This window comes from Streptomyces sp. NBC_01092, assembly GCF_045039535.1.
GTDB lineage: Bacteria > Actinomycetota > Actinomycetes > Streptomycetales > Streptomycetaceae > Streptomyces.
Genome location: NZ_CP108659.1, coordinates 8,506,269 through 8,526,698, shown reverse-complemented (window position 1 = coordinate 8,526,698; position 20,430 = coordinate 8,506,269). Strand labels below are relative to the sequence as shown.

Annotated in this window: 15 protein-coding genes; 6 read left to right on the top strand and 9 right to left on the bottom strand. The window is 72.3% G+C overall.

All coding sequences use genetic code 11. The annotated features are described in order from the left end of the window. Positions 1-74 precede the first annotated feature (74 nt). From OG254_RS38500 to argJ, 5 genes are all read left to right on the top strand, one after another. Positions 75-1,790 (top strand): thiamine pyrophosphate-binding protein, encoded by a 1,716-nt coding sequence (locus OG254_RS38500; protein ID WP_405591422.1) that lies wholly within the window; start codon positions 75-77, stop codon positions 1,788-1,790. Between the two features lie 2 nt (positions 1,791-1,792). Continuing rightward, positions 1,793-3,319, top strand: coding sequence for an asparagine synthase-related protein (locus tag OG254_RS38495; RefSeq protein ID WP_405591419.1), 1,527 nt, complete (start codon positions 1,793-1,795; stop codon positions 3,317-3,319). A gap of 82 nt (positions 3,320-3,401) precedes the next feature. Beyond that, the gene (speB, locus tag OG254_RS38490) at positions 3,402-4,352 is read left to right on the top strand and encodes an agmatinase (RefSeq protein ID WP_405591417.1); all 951 of its coding nucleotides are present in this window, start codon (positions 3,402-3,404) and stop codon (positions 4,350-4,352) included. Beyond that, the gene (cs1, locus tag OG254_RS38485) at positions 4,349-5,323 is read left to right on the top strand and encodes a clavaminate synthase Cs1 (RefSeq protein WP_405591414.1); all 975 of its coding nucleotides are present in this window, start codon (positions 4,349-4,351) and stop codon (positions 5,321-5,323) included. Before speB ends, cs1 begins: the two co-directional genes overlap by 4 nt. 181 nt (positions 5,324-5,504) lie before the next feature. Next, positions 5,505-6,686, top strand: a complete 1,182-nt coding sequence (gene argJ, locus OG254_RS38480) for a bifunctional glutamate N-acetyltransferase/amino-acid acetyltransferase ArgJ (protein WP_405591411.1) — start codon at positions 5,505-5,507, stop codon at positions 6,684-6,686. Positions 6,687-6,733: 47 nt separating this feature from the next. Here argJ and OG254_RS38475 read toward each other — a convergent pair whose 3' ends face one another. The 9 genes from OG254_RS38475 to OG254_RS38435 form a co-directional block, all read right to left on the bottom strand. Then, the gene (locus tag OG254_RS38475; RefSeq protein ID WP_405591408.1) at positions 6,734-7,378 is read right to left on the bottom strand and encodes a nitroreductase family protein; all 645 of its coding nucleotides are present in this window, start codon (positions 7,376-7,378) and stop codon (positions 6,734-6,736) included. Between the two features lie 98 nt (positions 7,379-7,476). Beyond that, positions 7,477-8,694 (bottom strand): MDR family MFS transporter, encoded by a 1,218-nt coding sequence (locus OG254_RS38470; protein ID WP_405591405.1) that lies wholly within the window; start codon positions 8,692-8,694, stop codon positions 7,477-7,479. A 43-nt stretch (positions 8,695-8,737) separates the two neighbouring features. Further along, positions 8,738-10,006, bottom strand: coding sequence for an ATP-grasp domain-containing protein (locus OG254_RS38465; RefSeq protein WP_405591403.1), 1,269 nt, complete (start codon positions 10,004-10,006; stop codon positions 8,738-8,740). 276 nt (positions 10,007-10,282) lie between these two features. Next, entirely contained in the window at positions 10,283-11,278 is a 996-nt protein-coding gene (locus tag OG254_RS38460; RefSeq protein ID WP_405591400.1) for a hypothetical protein, read from the bottom strand. Positions 11,279-11,403: 125 nt separating this feature from the next. After that, positions 11,404-13,644: an SWIM zinc finger family protein gene (locus OG254_RS38455; protein WP_405591398.1), complete on the bottom strand. Its 2,241-nt coding sequence runs from the start codon at positions 13,642-13,644 to the stop codon at positions 11,404-11,406. Then, positions 13,641-16,460, bottom strand: a complete 2,820-nt coding sequence (locus tag OG254_RS38450) for an SNF2-related protein (RefSeq protein WP_405591396.1) — start codon at positions 16,458-16,460, stop codon at positions 13,641-13,643. Before OG254_RS38450 ends, OG254_RS38455 begins: the two co-directional genes overlap by 4 nt. 111 nt (positions 16,461-16,571) lie before the next feature. Next, positions 16,572-17,153, bottom strand: a complete 582-nt coding sequence (locus tag OG254_RS38445; RefSeq protein ID WP_405591393.1) for a sugar kinase — start codon at positions 17,151-17,153, stop codon at positions 16,572-16,574. Continuing rightward, positions 17,150-18,298, bottom strand: a complete 1,149-nt coding sequence (locus OG254_RS38440) for an ROK family glucokinase (protein WP_405591390.1) — start codon at positions 18,296-18,298, stop codon at positions 17,150-17,152. The genes OG254_RS38445 and OG254_RS38440 overlap by 4 nt, the downstream gene beginning before the upstream one ends. 209 nt (positions 18,299-18,507) lie before the next feature. After that, the gene (locus OG254_RS38435) at positions 18,508-19,245 is read right to left on the bottom strand and encodes a GntR family transcriptional regulator (protein ID WP_351199662.1); all 738 of its coding nucleotides are present in this window, start codon (positions 19,243-19,245) and stop codon (positions 18,508-18,510) included. Between the two features lie 129 nt (positions 19,246-19,374). On the opposite strand from OG254_RS38435, the gene OG254_RS38430 reads away from it, so the two are divergent. Further along, positions 19,375-20,397, top strand: a complete 1,023-nt coding sequence (locus tag OG254_RS38430) for a Gfo/Idh/MocA family oxidoreductase (protein WP_405591388.1) — start codon at positions 19,375-19,377, stop codon at positions 20,395-20,397. Positions 20,398-20,430 lie beyond the last annotated feature (33 nt).

The window sequence follows — 20,430 nt, the reverse complement described above, 5'->3', positions numbered from 1 at the left end:
AGGCCGGCACGCCAATCCGTGCCGTCTGGACGAGCACACGCCTGATTCAGGGACTTCCCCACAGAGGAGCTGCCATGTCACGTGTCTCCACCGGCCCGAGCACTGTGCCGACGACCGCCCACGCCCTGCTGCGGCGACTCCACGACCACGGGGTGCGCACCGTGTTCGGCGTGGTGGGCCGGGAGGCGGCGTCGATCCTCTTCGACGAGGCGGAGGGCATCGACTTCGTCCTGACCCGTCACGAGTTCACCGCCGGCGTCGCCGCCGACGTGCTGGCCCGCATCACGGGCCGGCCGCAGGCCTGCTGGGCCACGCTGGGCCCCGGCATGACGAACCTGTCCACCGGGGTCGCCACGTCCATACTCGACCGCTCCCCGGTCATCGCGCTCGCGGCCCAGTCGGAGTCGCACGACATCTTCCCCAACGACACCCACCAGTGCCTGGACTCGGTGGCGGTCATGGACCCGATGACCAAGTACTCCGTGGAACTCCAGCGGCCCGACGACATCACCGACCTGGTGGACTCCGCGATGACCGCCGCGATGACCGAGCCGGTGGGCCCCAGCTTCATCTCCCTGCCCGTCGACCTGCTCGGCGGCGCGATAGACACCTCGGTGGTCCACCCCCCGGCGAGGACTCCGGCCAAGCCGATCGGCGCGGTCGAGGCCGGCTGGGAGCAGGCCGCGGACCAGGCCGTCGACCTGCTCAAGTCGGCGCAGCACCCCGTGCTGGTCGTCGGTGCCGCGGCCATCCGCTCCGGCGCCGTGCCCACCATCCGCGCACTGGCCGAGCGGCTGCAGATCCCCGTGATCACCACCTACATCGCCAAGGGCGTACTGCCGCACGGGCACGAGCTCAACTACGGCGCGGTCACCGGCTACATGGACGGCATCCTGTCCTTCCCGGCCCTGGAGACCCTGTTCGGGCCGGCCGACGTCATCCTCACCATCGGCTACGACTACGCCGAGGACCTGCGGCCCTCGATGTGGAAGCGCGGCGGGGAGAAGACGACGGTGCGGGTGTCGCCGACGGCGAACCCGATTCCGCGGGTCTACCGCCCGGACGTCGACATCGTCACCGACGTGCAGATGTTCATGGAGTACCTGGACAGCCGGACGGCGGACGTCGCCGCGAAGACCCCGCACGACATCACGCCGCTGCGGGAGCGGATCGGCGAGTTCCTGGCCGACCCCGACCAGTACGACGACGGCATGCGGGTGCACCAGGTCATGGACTGCATGAACACCGTCATGGAGGAGACCGCGGAGTCCGGTGAGGGCACCATCGTCTCCGACATCGGGTTCTTCCGGCACTACGGGGTGCTGTTCGCCCGCGCCGACCAGCCGTTCGGCTTCCTCACCTCGGCGGGCTGCTCCAGCTTCGGCTACGGTCTGCCGGCGGCGATGGGTGCCCAGCTCGCCCGGCCCGGACAGCCGACCTTCCTCATCGCGGGTGACGGCGGCTTCCACTCCAACAGCGCCGACCTGGAGACCATCGCCCGGCTCAACCTGCCGATCGTCACGGTCGTCGTCAACAACGACACCAACGGCCTGATCGAGCTGTACCAGAACCTCGGCCACCACCGCTCCTTCGACCCGGCGGTGAAGTTCACCGGCGTCGACTTCGTCGCGCTCGCCCGCGCCAACGGCGTCGAGGCGATCAAGGCCGGTACCCGTGAGGAACTCCTGGCCGCGCTGCGCAAGGGTGCGGGGCTGGGGCGGCCGTTCGTGGTCGAGGTGCCGGTGAACTACGACTTCCAGGCCGGCGGCTTCGGCGCCCTGAGCATCTGATCATGGCGCGGAACCTCCCCGCCGCCGTCGGCTTCCTCGTCGAGGTCAGCAAGGACGGGGGCGCGCCCCTGGAACCGGTCTTCGCGTCCCTCGGCTCCACGGCCGAACTGAGCGAGCGCACTCCCGGTCAGAACATGCGCGCCGTCCTCCTGCACTCGGGGGCCCCGGACGGCGCTCACGCTCAATCCCGGGGCACCACGGTGATCCTCGCCGGCGAGCTGTACAACCAGGACGAGCTGATCCGGCTGCTGCCCGCTGACGCCTCGCCGGTCGGCGACGCAGCCCTGGTCCTCGCTCTCTTCGCCGTCTACGACGTGCACGCGTTCCGGCTGCTGAACGGGCGGTTCGCCGCACTGGTCGGGTCCGCCGACCGGGCCGTGCTCGCCACCGACCATGCGGGGTCGGTGCCGCTGTACGCCTGCGCCACGGCCGGCCGGGTCCTGGCGGCGACCGAGGCGAAGGCGTTGCGGGCGGCTCCGGCCGGGCGGCCGATCGCCGCCCGGCCGGTCCGCCGGCTGGCCGGCGTCCACCAGGTACCGGCCGGCACCGTGCTGGACATCGAGGTGGGCACCGGGAAGTGCGTCGCCCGCCAGACGTGGACGCCGCCGCTGGGCCGCCGGATCGTGTCGGAGAACGAGGCGGTCGACACGGTCCGCCAGGTTCTGGAGCGTGCCGTGGCAACGCGCACCGGCAAGGACACGCCCCTGGTGGTGCTCTCCGGGGGCATCGACTCCTCCAGCGTCGCGACGCTGGCCGCCCGCAGGTCGGCGGGGCCCATCGACACCGTCTCCATGGGCACCGAGGAGGCCGACGAGTTCCCGCAGGCCCGCGTCGTGGCCACCCATCTCGGCTCCGCGCACCGGGAGATCAGCATGTCCACCGCCGACCTGTTGCGGCAACTGCCGCACGCGGTGTGGGCGGCGGAGTCCCTGGACCCGGACATCATCGAGTACCTGCTGCCGCTGACGGCCCTGTACCTGCGGCTGGAAGGGCCGGGCCGGCGGATCCTCACCGGGTACGGCGCCGACATCCCGCTGGGCGGCATGCACCGCGAGGACCGGCTGCCCGAGCTGGACACGGCCGTCTGCCACGACATGGCCACCTTCGACGGGCTGAACGAGATGACGCCGGTGCTCTCCGGCATCAGCGGCCACTGGTCCACCCACCCCTTCTGGGACCGTGACGTCCTGGACGTGCTGGTCGGGCTGGAAGCGGGGCTGAAGCGCCGCTACGGCCAGGACAAGTGGGTGCTGCGCGCCGCCATGGGCGATCTGCTGCCGCACGAGGTCGTCATCCGTCCCAAGCTCGGCGTGCACGAGGGCTCGGGCACCACCTCCTCGTTCACCCGGCTGCTGACGGAGTCGTCGGTGCCGCCCGGGAGCGTGCACCGGGCCAAGCACCTCGTCGTCCAGCAGCTGTTCGACCAGGTCGTCGTCGAGGGCCGGCACCCGGACGAGGTGAAGACCGACGCGGTCGTGCAGTGGGCCGCCGACCGGTTGGAGGCCGACGCCCGGACGGCCGCCCAGTGACGTGCGAGCCGTCCACCGGCCGCCTCTCGACCCCACACCGTCCGTCCCACCCCGGATATCTGCACCGAACAGGGACCACACCGTGAATCGCATCGACACCAACATCTCCCCCCGCTACGCGCAGATCCCCACCTTCATGCGCCTACCGCACGACCCGTCACCCGAGGGCAAGGACGTCGTGGTCATCGGCGCCCCCTACGACGGCGGCACCAGCTACCGGCCCGGAGCCCGCTTCGGTCCGCGCGCCGTGCGCAACGAGTCCGGCCTCATCCACGGCGTGGGCATCGACCGCGGGCCCGGCACCTTCGACCTCATCAGCTGCGTGGACGCCGGGGACATCGACCTGACCCCGTTCAACATGCACATCGCGATGGACACCGCCCAGCAGCGGCTGACCGGCCTGCTCGCCGACAACGCCGCCTTCCTGATGATCGGCGGCGACCACTCGCTGACGCTGGCCGCCCTGCGCGCGGTCTCGGGCAAGCACGGCCCCGTAGCCGTGCTGCACCTCGACGCGCACTCCGACACCAACCCCGCGTTCTACGGCGGCGAGTACCACCACGGCACCCCGTTCCGGCACGCCATCGAGGAAAAGCTCGTCGACCCGCAGCGCATGGTGCAGATCGGGATCCGGGGGCACAATCCGCAGCCCGACTCACTGGACTACGCCCGCGGGCACGGCGTGCGGATCCTCACGGCCGACGAGTTCTGCGCGCTCGGCCCCGAGGCCACCGCCGCCCTGGTCCGTGAGCAGGTCGGCGACCTGCCGGTCTATGTGTCGGTGGACGTCGACGTCGTGGACCCGGCTTTCGCGCCGGGCACCGGGACACCCGCTCCGGGCGGCCCCACCTCGCGCGAGGTGCTCGCCCTGCTGCGCGGAGTCGGCGACCTGCGCCCGGTGGGCTTCGACGTCATGGAGGTCTCGCCGCTCTACGACCACGGCGGCATCACCTCCGTGCTGGCCACTGAGATAGGAGCGGAACTGCTGTACCAGTACGCGCGCTCCGTCACCCGAGAAAGGAAGAGCTCGTGACCGTGATCGACTGCTCGGAGTACTCCGCCCATCTGCTCGGGCTGACCACCCGGTTGCCCCGGGTCCCCCGCGAGGACCTGTACGGCTTCCTCGACGCCGCGCATGAGGCCGCCGCCGATCTCCCCGAGGACCTGGGAGCGGCGCTCGACGACTTCAACGCGGGCGGCAACCACGCCGGTTACCTGCTGCTGCGCGGCCTGCCGGTGGAGCGCGACGACGACCTGCCGGACACCCCCACCAGCACCCCGGCCCCCGTGGACCGCCCGCTCCAGCGGATGGAGGCGATGCTGGGGATCGTCGGCCGCCGCCTGGGCCTGCACACCGCCTACCGGGAGCTGCGTTCGGGCTCCGTGTACCACGACGTGTATCCCTCGCCGGGCGCGCACCACCTGTCCTCGGAGACCTCCGAGACCCTGCTGGAGTTCCACACGGAGATGGCGTACCACGTCCTCCAGCCGAACTATGTGATGCTCGCCTGCTCCCGGGCGGACCACGAGCGCAAGGCGGCCACGCTGGTGAGCTCGATCCGCCGGGCGCTGCCCCTCATCCCGGACGAGGTCCGCAGCCACCTCTACGAGCGCCCCATGCCCTGCTGCGTGGACGTCGCGTTCCGCGGCGGCGTCGAGGACCCCGGCGCCATCGCCAACGTCAGGCCGTTCTACGGCGATCCGCAGGACCCGCTGCTCGGATACGACCGTGAACTCCTCGCGCCGCGGGAGCCGGCCGACGTCGAGGCCGTCTCTGTGCTGTCGAAGGCGCTCGACGAGGTGACCGAGTCGGTGCGCCTCACCCCCGGCGACATGGTCATCATCGACAACTTCCGCACCACGCACGCCCGCACGCCCTTCAGCCCGCGCTGGGACGGCAAGGACCGCTGGCTGCACCGGGTCTACATCCGCACGGACCGAGGCGGACAGCTGTCCGGTGGCGAACGGGCCGGTGACGTCGTGGACTTCGCGCCGCGCCGGTAGATCGTCGCAGGTCACTGGCGGCGTGGGCCGGCCTGGGAGGGCCGGCCCACGCCGCCAGTCGATTGTCCGAGGTCCGAATGTCCTCCCGGTACAGGGAAGAATGCCAGGGTCCGCCGGACGCCTGGTGAGCGCTTTCCGTCGGCCGGTGGACCGATATCCGCTTCCAGGGAGACGATCGACCATGACAGACAGCGCAGCCTTCGATCCGCGAGGGTTCGCGGTGCACACCGCGCCCGTAGGGCTGGCGGACGACGGACGCGACGACTTCACCGTGCTGATGTCCACGGAGCCGGCCGTGGTGAGTGCGGTCTTCACGCGTTCCCGCTTCGCCGGGCCCAGCGTGCTGCTGAGCCGTGAGGCGGCCGCGGACCGCGGCGCACGGGGTGTCGTCGTACTCGCCCGCAACGCGAACGTGGCCACCGGGGCGCAGGGCGAACGCAACGCGCGCGAGGTGCGCGCCTCGGTCGCCCGCGCGGTCGGCCTGGCCGAGGACGAACTGCTCATCGCCTCCACGGGCGTGATCGGCAGGCAGTATCCGATGGAGGGCATCCGGGACCACATCAAGACCCTTGCCCCGCTCGCTGCCGACGGCGGCTTCGAGCGGGCAGCGCAGGCCATCATGACCACGGACACCCGGCCCAAGGTGGCCCGCAGGCGGGTCGGCGACGCGGTGATCACCGGCATCGCCAAGGGCGTCGGCATGATGGAGCCCGACATGGCCACCCTGCTGACCTTCTTCGCCACCGACGCCCGGCTGGACCGCGAGGAGCAGGACCGGGTCTTCCGCCGGGTCATGGACCGGACGTTCAACGCGGTCAGCATCGACACGGACACCTCCACCAGCGACACCGCGGCGCTCTTCGCCAACGGCCTGGCGGGGCCCGTGGACCCCGCGGCGTTCGAACAGGCCCTGTACGAGGTGGCGTTGGAACTGGTCAAGTCCATCGCGTCGGACGGCGAGGGCGCGAGCAAGCTCATCGAGGTGCGGGTGGGCGGGGCCCGGGACACCGCACAGGCCAAGCGCGTCGGCAAGGCGGTGGTCAACTCGCCGCTGGTGAAGACCGCCGTGCACGGCGGCGACCCCAACTGGGGGCGGGTGGCCATGGCGATCGGCAAGTGCTCCGAGGACACGGACATCGACCAGGACAAGGTCGTCATCCGGTTCGGTGAGGTGGCCGTCTACCCGCCCGGTCGGCACGGCGGGAGCGACGAGGACGAGGTGCGCGCCGCGGTGGCCGAGCAGATGCGCGGCAGCGAGGTGGTCATCGGCATCGATCTCGCCATCGCGGACGGTGCCTTCACCGTGTACGGCTGCGATCTGACCGAAGGGTACGTCCGGCTCAACGCCGACTATTCGACGTGAGCGCGAGCGCCCCTCACCCCCTCCCGGGGTGAGGGGCCGCCTCGTGTCTACCAGGTGTCGAGGTGCATCACGTCGTCGAGCGGCTGTCGCGGCGCGGGCTTGAAGTCCGTACCGATCGAGTACGCCGTCGGAAGCAGTGCCGCCTGGACGACGCCGTCGGGAATGCCCAGCAGCTCGGCTATCTCCTTCTCGTACATCAGATGCAGCGTGGTCCAGGCGGACGCCAGCCGGCGCGCCCGGGCGGCCAGCATGTAGCTCCACCCGGCCTGGACGATCGACCCCCACATGCCTGCCTCGTTGTACTCGGGCGCCGCGCTCGCGTCCAGGCAGGGGATGACGAGAACGGGCACCTCGCTCATCCGCTCACCCAGGTAGGCGACGCTGTCGCCCACGCGCTTCTGCACCGCGTGACGTGCCGGGTCCTCCGGGTACAGCGTGCCGCACGCCCCTTCCGAGCCCAGATACGTCTGCACGGCGAGCTGGTAGTAACGGCCTATCTCCGCCCGCTGCTTCGGGTCCGTGATGACCATCCAGTGCCAGGTCTGCCGGTTGCTCCCGGTGGGGGCCTGCAGGGCGACGTTGATGCATTCCTTGACGAGTTCCAGCGGCACCGGGCGGGTCAGGTCCAGCCGCTTGCGCACGGATCGGGTGGTGGTCAGCAGTTCGTCGGGGTTCAGGTCCAGCAACGACATGGGGCATCCCTTGGGGTTGGCGGTCCGCGGGGACCGGGGTGGTGGGTGGACGAGCGCCGCTCACACACGGGTGCGAGCGGCACGCCGGTCGGGGTGGGTCAGGACTGCAGCACGGGGTCGGCGTCCTCGGACGCCGGTGCCCGGCGCAGACGCGCGAGGACGAGGTGGATCCCGGCCGCCACGAACCCCAGCGCCAGGCAGGCCGTCCAGACCGCGGCCGTGCCGGACGCCTCGATCAACTGGCTGCCGAGCAGCGGTGCCAGGGCCACGGACGTGCTCCACACCATCAGCAGCCTCCCCTGGTAGCCGCCCTGTGCGTGGGGTGGTGCCAGGAGGGCCACGAGCACCATGCACGTGGGCCAGACGACGATCTCTCCGAGGCTCCAGAGCACCACGGTCGCCGCGTAGCCCGGCAGGGTGTGGACGAGGCCGGTGAGGCCGAAGCCGACGGCGGCGAGCACGGTGGCCCCGGCCAGTGCGGACTCCGGCCTCAGCCGCTCCGCGAGTCGGCCGAGCGGCAGTTGGAACACCGCGATGACCAGGCCGTTCACCATCATGGCCGTGCCGTACTGCGCCGGGCTGAGCCCCTGCTCCGTCATAGTCAGCGGCAGTGCCACCAACGGCTGTTGGAACATGACCCCGAGCAACAGCACCGAGCCGAGCAGCACCAGCAGGGAACGGTCCCGGCGGACGGCTCCCGTCCCCCGCCCGACGGGCCGGTCAGGCGGCTGGGCCGACTCCGGTCGGGTCTCCGGGAGGTAGCGGTAGACGATCACGCCGGCGACCAGGTTGGCGCCCGCGTTCACCAGGAACAGCACGAGGAAGCCGTGCTCCGCGGCCACGCCGGCGGTGACGGCGGCGACCGAGAAGCCGAGGTTGGTCGCCCAGTACAGCAGGGAGAAGGCACGCGGCCGTTCGGCCTCCTCCACCAGGTCGGCCACGGCCGCCGCCCGGGCCGGCCGGGTCGCGTTGAGCCCCACGCCCACGACCAGGGTGCCCGCGAGCAGCAGGACCTTGCTGTGCGCGGCGCCGAGCCCCAGCATGCCGACGACGGTCAGCGCCTCGCTGGCCAGCAGGACCACCCGGCGGCCGAGACGGTCCGCGAGGACTCCGCCGACCAGCGAGGCAAGGCCGCTGCCGATGCCGAACACGGCCATGACCACGCCGGTGAAGGACACCGAGTAGCCGCGCACGGTCGTCAGATAGATGGCGAGGAACGGTACGACGAAGCCGCCGGCGGACGTGATGAGCGTTCCGGCCCACAGCCACCAGAACGCCCTCGGCAGTCCTTCGAGGGCCGAGGCCCGCCGCTTCACGAGCCGTTCTCCGCCGTCTCGCGCCGCGGCACGAACGGCAGCGTCACCCCTGCTCCTCGTACTCGACGTGCAGCGTACGCACGAGGTGGTCGCGGAACGCCACGGCCGCCGCGTCCGACGCGTGGTGGGACAGCACGATCGCCGGGTACGCGGACCACGCCGGGTAGGGGCGAAGCACGGTGCCGGGGGCGACGCCCTGCGACACATGGTCCACCCGGGGGTCGGCGAGCACCTCGTCCAGGCCGCGCACCCGTCGGAACACTCCACCGGTGCCGACCGGCACCAGGTAGGCCGCGGCGTGACCGGTCGGCACCGTCTCCTCGGTCCAGCACAGGGGTTCACGACCGAGGTGTACGCGCAGGGTGTCCGCCGCGAAGTCGATGCCGCTGCTGACCTGGACGAAGTGGTGCATGAAGCCCCCGCCACCGATGCGCGCGCCCATCTCCAGCAGGACAGGCCGCACCCCGCCGACCAACCGCAGCTCGGTGTGCGTGGCGCCCTGGTCGACGCCGAAGGCCTGGTGCGCGGCGACGACTTCCGCCTCGATCGCCGACAGGATCTCGGTGGGCAGCTGGGCCGGCGCCCGCAGCGTGGTCTCCTCGAAGTACGGCCCCGTGATCTCCCCCTTCCAGGCGATGGCGCCGATCCGTACCCGGCCGTCGTGGACCAGGGACTCGGCGGAGATCTCGGGCCCGTCCAGGTACTCCTCGACCAGGACGCCGCCGCCCCCGCCCGTTTCGACGGGCTTGTGGGCGCGGGCCTGAACCAGCTCCCAGGTGCTGCCGACGGCCTGTTCGAGCTGCTCCTTGTCGTCGACGCGGATAACGCCCAGGCTGGAGAATCCGCGGACCGGCTTCACCACGACCGGGAAGCGCAGCGTCAACGCGTCCGTCCAGTCCTCCGCGCGCTCCAGGAGGACGAACCCGGGTACCTCGAGGCCCGCCTCGCTCAACGCACGTCGCATGGCACGCTTGTCCCGCACGATCGCCGCGGCCTGCTCGGACAGGCCGGTGAGCCCGAGGGCCTTCGCGGCACGGGCCGTGAAGGGCACCACCAGCTCGTTGCCCGCCATGATTCCGTCGAAGGGGTCGGCGCGGTGGCGCTCGACGAGGGCCGCCAGCGCGTTGTCCGGGTCCCCTTCGATGTCCAGGGGCAGCACCTCGGTGACCGCGGTGGCCTGCCGCGCCGCTTCGACGCTGGTTCCCGTCCAGGGGACGAGCACCACGTCGACGCCGATCCGCTGGGCGGCGTCGAGCACCCACGGGGTGGTCAGGAGCTGGCCGACGAGAACTATCTTCGGGCGTTGCGCCATGGCGATCTCCGAGGAGGAAGACGGCTGAGGAGCGAGTCGCCGGGTGGGAACGGAACCGAGCCGATCCCGATCACCAACGACCCGCCGCACAGCCTGTCCTGTCGGCCTTGACGCACTCTTGCAAGCGATGTGACGCACCGACACCGAACGCCAGGAGTGCTGGGCGTGCTGGGCAACGCGGCGTCCGACACCGGCTTGCAGTCGGTGGGACGACGCCTTGCACGATTCTTGTCGTGGTGCGCCGTCGCCCGGCGCCGACCCGTGCCCGGCTGCGGCTCAGCCTCGGACGGTGACTCCGAAGCGCGTGCGCAGGCGCCACACTTCCCACGCCGAGACCGCGGTCACCGACAGCGGTCCGCCCAGCAGGGAGCAGAACTGGGCCACCGGCGGCCCCGCCGGCATGCCGCTGTCGATCAGGTTGAAGATGGTGAGCACCCACACCAGTACGGCGGTGACCACGGGCGGCAGCATCGGGTGGACATGGGCGGTGTTGAAGGCACTGCGGGCGGAGTACAGCGACGCGAGGACGAAGAAGGGCAGCCCCCAGAAGATCGCGACCATCAGGACGAGCGCGAGCGGATACACCTGCCAGCCGTGCAGGCTGTCCTTGAGTCCCGTGCCGCCCACGTAGATGACCGAGGCGAGGACCACCAGCGTCAGTACGTACCAGCCGACCGCCTTTGCCGGGGCGCCGAGCCGGGAACGCATGTGCGGCCGCAGGTGCGGGGGCGCGTAGAGGATGAATCCGAGGATGACCAGTGGCCCTGTGCAGATCAGCAGGATGGGCGTGATGAGCGCGTTGGCGAAGCCCGCCTCCGCCGCGTTGTTCCAGCGGTCCTTCTCCACGCCGTAGACGAGGATCAGCGCGAGGGTGGCCAGCACGCCGAGCACGGTGCGGGCCACCTGGACGCGGTCCACGGTGCGGTCCACTATCCGGCCGTCGCCCTGCTGCACGAAGAGCCGCGTGGCGACGCGGTGCGCGGAGCGGATGATGGCGAAGGCCAGGTAGAACGGGGAGAAGTACGACAGGCAGCTACCACGGCGGCGCGCCGCGGGAGCGGGGGCGGGAGCGCCGGGCGGCGGGCCGTAGGGGTACGGGTTCGGATTCGGGTACGGGTTCGGATTCGGGTACGGGTTCGGCGCGGGCGGGCCATAGGGGTTGCCGCCGGTGTGGGGCCCGTAGGCGTTGTTGGGGCCCCAGCCCTGGCCGCCCGGTCCGTTGCCGCCCGGTTGTCCCGAGCCGGGTCCAGGACCCCATCCCCCCGTTGCCATGGCCTCTCCCACCGTTCGTTTCCGGCCAGTTGCTGTGTGTCGTCTGTCGACTTCGCGGCAGTGTAGTTGCTCCTGGGGTATGGGCGGTGGCGGGCGTGGGGAAGGTCCATGGACGTGGGGCCAGGTCAGCTTTCCGGCGCCGCGCCGAGGTCGAGGCCGGTGAGGGCGCCGACGGGGTCGAGGTCCGGGGTGCCGCGCGGCCACCAGTCGTCGTGGCCCGGTTCCGACTCGTACGGGTACCAGAGGCCGTCCCGGCCGAGGCGGAGCTGGAGATGGCCGCGGGGGTGGGTGAGCCGGTTGCGCCAGGGGCGGAAGGCGGGCAGGTCGGCGGCGAGGAGGAGAGGGCGGGCGCGGTCGAAGCGACCGGCGGGTGGGTCCCAGGGGTCTTCGAGGACGGTGAGCCCTTCGAGGCCGCCCTGGCGCCAGGCGGCGACCGCGCGGGCCAGCTCGGCCGGGGTGCGGTCGGCGGCGGAGGCGAGGGAGGAGTACAGGGCGCGAGTGGATGCGGTGAGGCCGGAACCGGGACGGGCGGCGGCAAGCCGGATGGCGTCCTGCCACAGGGTCAGTTCGGCGACGGGGTCGCGGCCGGTGCCGAGCAGGGCGTGCGCGCGGGCGGCGGCCTCCGTCGCCAGCTGGTCCAGCGCGAAGGAGTCCGGGCCGCCCGGGGACGCCGGGTAGACGGGGGGCTGCTCCGGATGCGGGGGCGTGGGCAACGGGGCCGGGAGGGGCGGGAGTCGACGGTCCGGAGCGAGGGCGTCGGTGGCCCGGACGCCCGCCAGGGGCGCCGGCTTCTGTTCCTGTGCGGCACGGGCCGCGCGGGCGGCGCTCAGGCGGGACAGCGAGTCGAGCAACTCGCGCTCACCGCGGCCGCGCAGCAGAAGCAGGACGAAGGGGTCGGCGTCCAGCAGGCGTGCGGTCTGGTAGCAGAGGGCGGCGGCGTGTTTGCAGGGGTGGCCGCGGTCGGGGCAGCTGCAACGGGGCTCCAGGTCACCCGGTCCCGGCAACAGCGGCACGCCGCACTCGGCGAGGGACTGCGGCATCTCCTTGTCCAGCAGCGCCGCGATGTGCCCCGGCCGCTCCGCGACGGCGTCGAGGAACCGCGCCCAGTCCGCGTCGTCCAGCGTCCGCAGCCGCACCTGCACGCGATACGGCCGCGGCCGGCTGCCGCGCACATACGCCAGCACGAGGCCCGGCGTCACGGTGATGGCATCGACGTGCCCCTCCTGCGCGTAACCCCGCCCCCGCACAAGCCGCTTGGCATCGAGGGCGCCCTCCTCCAACGCGGTCACCCAGGCGTCGCCCCACCAACTCTCGGCGAAGCGCTCGTCGTCGGACGGGCGGGGCTCGAAGGCGGGGAAGGTACGCCGGAGTTCACCGTCTCGGGCGGGGGCGGCCATGGAGCGGGGGACTTGGGGTGCCGCGGGAGCGGGTGAGTGATCGCTGCCGGCCCATGAGGAAGCCGCCGTGGGAGGCGTGACGGCCGAAGCTGCGGCGTCGGTGGGTGCCGAGTGCCGGTCGGCCGGATCGGGCAGCCCCGAGTCGTCCCCCTGGGGCGAGTCCGACGGCGAGTCCGACGACGGCATCCGGAAGGCACCGGCGAGCAGGCTCTGTACGTCACGGACACGCATGCTCTCGGCACGGCCACGCAGGCTGTCGGTACGACCCTCCCCTCCACGTCGGCCGTCGGAACCGGTCGTCGCCGCGGGCCGACGCACCCGGCGCGCGCCCTGAGCACCCCGGTCGGGTTCCTCCGCCTCGGCCCGTCGCCGGTCCTCCATGGCAGCGCGCAACGCCTCCCGGGCGACATCCGCGGGGCGCGCCCCTCGCCGGTCGGCCGCGGGGTCGGGTACGTCGGTGGCCGAACCCGCCCCCGTACCGGGCCGGTCCGCGTCCTCGCTTCCGTCGGCGGTGCGGGGTGCCGCGGGCCGTCTCACACCACGGTCGCCCTCCGCATCGTCCTCGTCCGCAGCACTCCGCGCAGCGACGGAACCACCCTCGGAAACGGCCTTCTCACCGTCCGAGGCAGCCCCCGGCACAGCCCCCTTGCTGCCCTGCGCGGCCTCCTCCTCGGCGCCCTCACTCCCACCCCGCCTGGCAACTACCGCCCGCCGCAGCGCCGCACGTGCGGCGTCGCCCGGCCGGGCTCCCCGGCGCTCGTACTCACCCGCTGCCAACTCCTCACTCGCAGGCACCCCTCGCTCGGAATCCCGCCCGTCGGAGGGCTCCACCAGGCCCTGCTCCCCCGCTGCGTCCGGAGCCGCCTCCCGCCGCTCCCGAGCAGCCCGCAGTGCTCGGCGTACCGCGTCGGCCGGGCTGGGCTCGGGCTCGCCGCCCGCCGCACGCCCCGGCTCGGCCGGCCCCGTCACGACTCCCTCCTCAGCGACACGAGGTCGGACAGCTCACGGTCCGTCAGTTCCGTGAGGGCCGACTCGCCGGAGCCGAGGATCGCGTCGGCCAGGGCCCGCTTGGATTCGAGCATCTCGGCGATGCGGTCCTCGACCGTGCCCTCGGTGATGAGGCGGTGGACCTGGACGGGCTGGGTCTGGCCGATGCGGTAGGCGCGGTCGGTGGCCTGTTCCTCGACGGCCGGGTTCCACCAGCGGTCGAAGTGGACGACATGGCCCGCGCGGGTCAGGTTCAGGCCGGTGCCGGCGGCCTTCAGGGACAGGACCAGGACCGGTGTCGCGCCCTCCTGGAAGCGGTCCACCATCCGCTCGCGCTCCGGGATCGGCGTACCGCCGTGGAGCAGATCCACCGGGACCGCCCGGGCGGCGAGGTGCGCGGCGATCATGCGGGCCATGCCCACGTACTGCGTGAACACCAGCGCCGAACCGTCCTCGGCCAGCAAGGTGTCCAGCAGTTCGTCGAGCAGGGTCAACTTCCCTGAGCGGACGGCGAGTCGCTCGGTCGCCGCCGTCTCCTCCTTCAGGTAGAGCGCGGGGTGGTCGCAGACCTGTTTCAGGGAGGTGAGGAGCTTCAGGACCAGGCCCCGGCGGGCCATGCCGTCCGCCGTCTCGATGGCGTACATCGACTCGCGCACCACCGCCTCGTAGAGCGCCGCCTGTTCACGGGTGAGCGGGACCGGGTGGTCCGTCTCGGTCTTGGGCGGCAGCTCCGGGACGATGCCGGGGTCGGACTTCTTGCGGCGCAGGAGGAAGGGGCGCACGAGGCGCGCCAGCCGGGTCACCGCTTCCTCGTCCTCGCCGTTCTCCACGGCGCGCGCGTGCAGGGCGCGGAAGGACTTCAGGGGGCCGAGCAGACCCGGGGTCGTCCAGTCGAGCAGGGCCCAGAGCTCGGAGAGGTTGTTCTCCACCGGTGTGCCGGTCAGCGCCACGCGCGCGGGCGTCGGGATCGTGCGCAGGGCCTTCGCGGTCGCCGAGTACGGGTTCTTGACGTGCTGTGCCTCGTCGGCGACGACCATGCCCCAGGTGTGCTGGGCCAGCGTCGGCGCCGTCGACCGCATGGTGCCGTACGTCGTGAGGACGAAGCCGCCGTCCAGGTCCTCCAGGGTGCGGTCCGGGCCGTGGAAGCGGCGGACGGGGACGCCCGGCGCGAAACGGGTGATCTCCCGCTGCCAGTTGCCGAGCAGCGAGGCCGGGCAGACCACCAGGGTCGGGGCCGTGCGGGCGCGCTTGAGGTGCAGGGCGATGACCGTGATCGTCTTGCCCAGTCCCATGTCGTCCGCCAGGCAGCCGCCGAGTCCCAGGGACGTCATGAGCTCCAGCCAGGCCAGGCCGCGCAGTTGGTAGTCCCGCAGGGTCGCCCGCAGTCCCGGTGGCGGGTCGGCCGGTCGTACGCCCATCGTCAGCCGGTCGCGCAGGGTGGCCAGGGCGCCGACCGGCACCGCCTCGACCGTCTCGCCGTCGACCTCCGCGGTGCCGGTGAGGGCGACGGACAGCGCGTCGACCGGGTCGAGCAGGCCCAGTTCGCGCTTGCGGGCCTTGCGGACCAGGGCCGGGTCGACCAGGACCCAGCGGTCCCGCAGCCGGACGACCGGGCGGTGCGCCTCGGCGAGCGCGTCCATCTCACCCTCGCTGAGCGGGTCGCCGCCGATCGCCAACTGCCAGCGGAACTGCAGCAGTTCCTCGCTCTCGAAGAACCCGGTGCCGTCGGTCGCCGAGCCCGGCGCGGGCCGTACGACCGCCGCCGCGCTGAGGTCCTGCGCCAGGTCCCGGGGCCAGTGCACCGCCACCCCGGCCGCCGCGAGCCGGGTCGTGGCCACCCCCAGCAGGTCGCCCAACTCCTCGTCGGACAGGGCCAGCACATCGGGCACGTCCTGCTCGGCCAGCCGGTCGAGCGGCCCCCACACCCGGGCCGCGCGCCGCACGGCAAGCGCCGCGTCGACCCGCGCGCGGGGCCCGAAGGCCGCGTCCGCCTCGCCGGACCGCAGGGCGGCCGCGTCGGCCACCAAGGTGGGGTCGGCGAGGCTGTGCACCTGGACGATGGCCGCGCCCGCGCTGCGTGCGCCGTCGTCGCGGTCGTCGAAGAGGTCGTACGCCGACAGGTCCAGGCGCAGCGAGATCCGCACGCCCGCGTCCATGCCGGCGGCGACCTCGGCCGCCCAGTCCTGGGCGCCGGGCAGGCGCTGGGCCTCGCGGGCGGCGAAGGGCTTTCCCGAGACGTGCGGTGCGGCGGGGGTGCGGGGCAGGGTGTCGGCGACCGCGTCGAGGAAGGCGCGCATCAGCGCCTCCGGCTCGGGCAGCCGCAGGGGCCCCGGACCGGGCAGGGGGACCGCGTGGCCCTCGTACGGCAGGGCCGCGGCGACCGCGCGCAGATGGGCGATGTCGTCCGGGTCGAGGGGGCCGGCCCGCCAGGCGTCGTGGCCGGTGGGGGTCAGGCCCGGCAGCAGGCGGCCGCGCGCGGTGAGCCGCAGTGCGTGCAGCGCGGCCGCGCCCCAGCAGGCGGTGGCGGGATGGGCGGCCGGGTCGCGCCGGGCCCGCACGAGCAGCGGCAGCGCCTCGCCGACCGGCAGGGACAGCGCGGGGGCGGTCCTGCGGCGCACTCCCGCTCCATGGCGTCGTACGACAGTGAGCTCCGTGTCCTCGGCGGGCAGCGGGCCGCCCTCCGGGTCCCAGAAGGCGATCCGGCCTTCGCGCGGGAGAGGCGCGGGCAGGAAGACGGCCGCGAGCCGCACGGGGACGCTCTCCCCCGCTCGCTCGGCCACCGCGGCCCTGTCGCTCATACGCCCTGTCACCTCCCGCCCTCGAGTCCGATCAACCGTCTTCGACTCTACGGGCGGGGTCTGACAATCGGTCGCGGCGACCGGCGTGGGCCGCGGCACCTCATGGAGTCGTCAAGGGGTCGTGCGCGAGACGACGTAGACGAACGGGTGGTCCGGGTCGGAAAGGTTGACCACGACGTCCTTCGTGGGCGCCGGGTCCTTCTGCTTGTGGACGAGGCCGTACCACGGACCGGATCCGGTGAAGTCCCAGCCGGTGATCTTCTGGTCGCGGGCGTTGATGGTGATGTCGTCCTTCTTCAGGCCGTCCCGGTGGACGCCCATGGACTTCAGGAAGGGGTCCAGGTTCTCGCCGGTCGTCTCGAACTGGACGTAGAGACGGCTGGTCCGCCAGTTGTTCGTCTCGTAGTAGGCGACCTTGTACGCCGGCACCGGGATCGGGACCTGGTAGATCCGGCGCTGGACCCTGGACGGCCAGCCCTCGGACAGGCCGGTCGCGGAGTACTTCTCCTCCTTGTCCTTGCCGCTGTTGCGGCTCTGGTTGGCGGAGATCACCAGGTAGCCGGCGGGGACGCCGATGAGCAGCACGATGATGAGCAGGGTGAGCGCCCTGCGGCGGATCTTGTGGCGACGGTCCTCGCCCGGCTGGGACTGCTCGCCCGGGGAGTCGGTCTGGCGGGGTACGGACACGGTCACGCCGACCCCTGGGACGTCCGGCGGGCTTCTGCGAAGCGCGCGTATCGCTCGTAGCGCTCCACCCGGCGCCGGTTGGCGCGCCGGAAGCGGCGGGCGACCAGGCGGGCCAGGTCGGCGGCGCCGACCATGCCGGCCTCGGGGCCGAGCTGGGCGCGGGTGATGCGGGCCTCGGGACGGTAGCCGCGGCCGGTGAGATGGCGCTTGAAGGCGTCCCGCGCGGGGACGATCAGCAGGTCGTCGGCGGCCGACACACCGCCGCCGATCACGAAGCAGGACGGGTCCAGGGCGGCCGCGAGGTTGGCGATACCGACGCCGAGCCACTGGCCGATGTCCTGCAGCAGCTCGATGCACATGGCGTCGCCGTCGCGGGCCAGCTCGGTGATCATCGGGCCGGTGATGTCGGAGATCTGTCCCTTGACGTGCTCGATGATCCCGTAGGCCACCGGCGAGTCGGCGGCGGCCAGCTCGCGTGCCTCCCTGACCAGCGCGTTGCCCGAGCTGTACTGCTCCCAGCAGCCGCGGTTGCCGCACGGGCAGCGGTGGCCGCCGGGCACGACCTGCATATGGCCGAACTCACCGGCGACGCCGTACTTGCCGCGCTTGACCTGACCGTCCTCCAGGATCGCGCCGCCGATACCGGTGCCCAGCGTGATCATGACGAGGTGGTCCTCGCCGCGGCCGGCGCCGAAGCGCCACTCGGCCCACGCGGCGGCGTTGGCGTCGTTGTCGACCAGGACGGGCACGGCGAGCCGGCCCGCGAGGCGGTCGCGCAGGGGCTCGTTGCGCCAGGACAGGTGGGGCGCGAACAGGACGCGGCTGCGGTCGGCGTCGACCCAGCCGGCCGCGCCGATGCCGACGGCGTGCACGTCGTGGCGGTCGGACAGGTCCAGGACCAGTTCGACGATGGTGTCCTCGACGACCTTGGGGCTCTTGGACTTGTCCGGGGTCTCGGTGCGGACCTTCTCGAGGATGTTGCCGTCGGCGTCCACGACGCCCGCCATCACCTTGGTGCCGCCGATGTCGATGCCCACGGTGGGGACTCTGGGCGCCGACAGGTGTGACCGGCGCTCCCGGGGGCCGACCGTTCGGAGCACGGGGGCTCGGCGGGAGCCGATGGGGGCGGTGAGGTCGCGGTAGGTGCTCATCAGGCCCGATTCTGCCGCACGCTCACGCTGGGTGCCGAACGGGGCGACAAATGGGGGTGCGCGTCACACGCCGGGTGCCGGTTCGCCGTGGCGGGTCGCCCGCGCGGCGGAGCCGCGCATCGATACGGCCCGCGCCCCTGGGGCACGTTGCGGTTCAGGGCGTCGCTTTGTCCTGACATTGCAACCTACCGGCCGGTCCGTCGGCGTCCTCACGACCGTACGAGCAGCTGGAACTCGAAGGAGTAGCGCGTCGGGCGGTACGTGTGCGTGCCGTACTCCACCGCCCGGCCCGTGTCGTCGAACGTCACGCGCTGCATCGTGAGCAGCGGGGCGCCCTCCTCCTCGGTCAGGCGCTCCGCCTCGGCGGCGGACGCGGCGCGGGCGCCGATGGTCTGGCGGGCGCTGTGCAGGGTGATGCCGGCGGCGCGCATCAGCCGGTACAGGCCGGTGGACTCCAGTTGCGCGGTGTCCAGGCCCAGCAGGCCGGGCGGCAGGAAGTTGCACAGGTACGCCATCGGCTCGCCGTGCGCGAGGCGCAGCCGCTCGATGCGGTGCACGTCGCTGTCCTCGGCCACCCCGAGCGCCGCGGCGACCTCGGCGGACGCCGGGACGACGGTGTTGACGATCACCCTGGTCGCCGGGCGCTGGCCGGCCGACTCCAGGTCGTCGTAGAGGCTGCTGAGTTCCAGCGGGCGCTTGACCTGGCTGTGCACGACCTGGGTGCCGACGCCCCGGCGGCGCACCAGCAGGCCCTTGTCCACCAGCGACTGGATGGCCTGGCGGACGGTCGGCCGGGACAGGCCGAGGCGCGCGGCGAGTTCGATCTCGTTGCCCAGCAGACTGCCGGGCGTGAGCGCCCCGTGCTCGATCGCGGCTTCGAGCTGTTGGGACAGCTGGAAGTACAAGGGCACCGGACTGCTCCGGTCCACGCTGAGCTCGAGTTCCACGGTCGGGTCCACTTCTGGTTTCGGCACGGGCCGACTGTAGCTCTACGCGTTGTTGACGGGAAGTCGTGTAGTTTGATTGTCCGGACATTTGCATTGACAGCTTACGCACTGAACCCGCACTTTGTTTCCATGCGCATCGGGGTCATCGGTACGGGCCGCATCGGCACCATCCACGCCAACACACTCAGCCGTCATCGCGACGTCGGCTCCTTGATCCTCACGGACGCGGACGCCTCGCGTGCCCAGGAGCTGGCGAACCGGCTGGGCGAGACGGCCGCGCCCGGGGTGGACGAGATCTTCAGGTGGGGTGTGGACGCCGTGGTGATCACGACGGCGACATCGGCCCACGCCGAACTGATCGGTCGGGCAGCACGGGCGGGGCTTCCGGTGTTCTGCGAGAAGCCCATAGCGCTCGACCTGCCGGGCACGCTGCACGCGATCGGCGAGGTGGAGACCGCCGGGACGATCCTGCAGATGGGCTTCCAGCGGCGCTTCGACGCGGGCTACGTGGGCGCGCGTGAGGCGGTGCGCTCCGGCCGGCTGGGGCGGCTGCACACGGTGCGGGCGCTGACCAGCGACCAGGCACCGCCGCCGGCCGCCTGGCTGCCGCTGTCCGGCGGGCTGTACCGGGACACGCTGATCCACGACTTCGACATGCTGCGCTGGGTGACCGGGCGGGAGATCGTCGACGTCTATGCGGCCGGGTCGGACGCCGGGCCCGCGATGTTCCGTGAGGCCGGTGACGTGGACACGGCCGCTGTGGTGCTCACCCTGGACGACGGCATGCTCGCCACGGCCACGGCGACACGGCTGAACGGCGCCGGATACGACGTACGCATGGAGCTGGCCGGGGAGTTGGACCAGGTCGTGGTGGGCCTGGACGACCGGACGCCGATCGCGTCCACCGAGCCGACCGGGCCGCCCGCGGCGGACAAGCCCTGGGCCGGGTTCCTGGAGCGGTTCGGGCCCGCGTACGAGGCGGAGCTGAACGCGTTCGTGGAGGTCGTGCGCGGCGAGCGGGCCAACCCCTGTGACGGCCGGGAGGCCTTGCAGGCGCTGCGGATCTCGGAGGCGTGCGAGCTGTCGAGACGCGACCGAAGACCGGTCGCGATCGCCGAACTGCAGGGCGGGGCTTCGGCCGCGGCGCTGTGAGGAGGGCACCCGAAGAGCCTCGGCACTTACGCC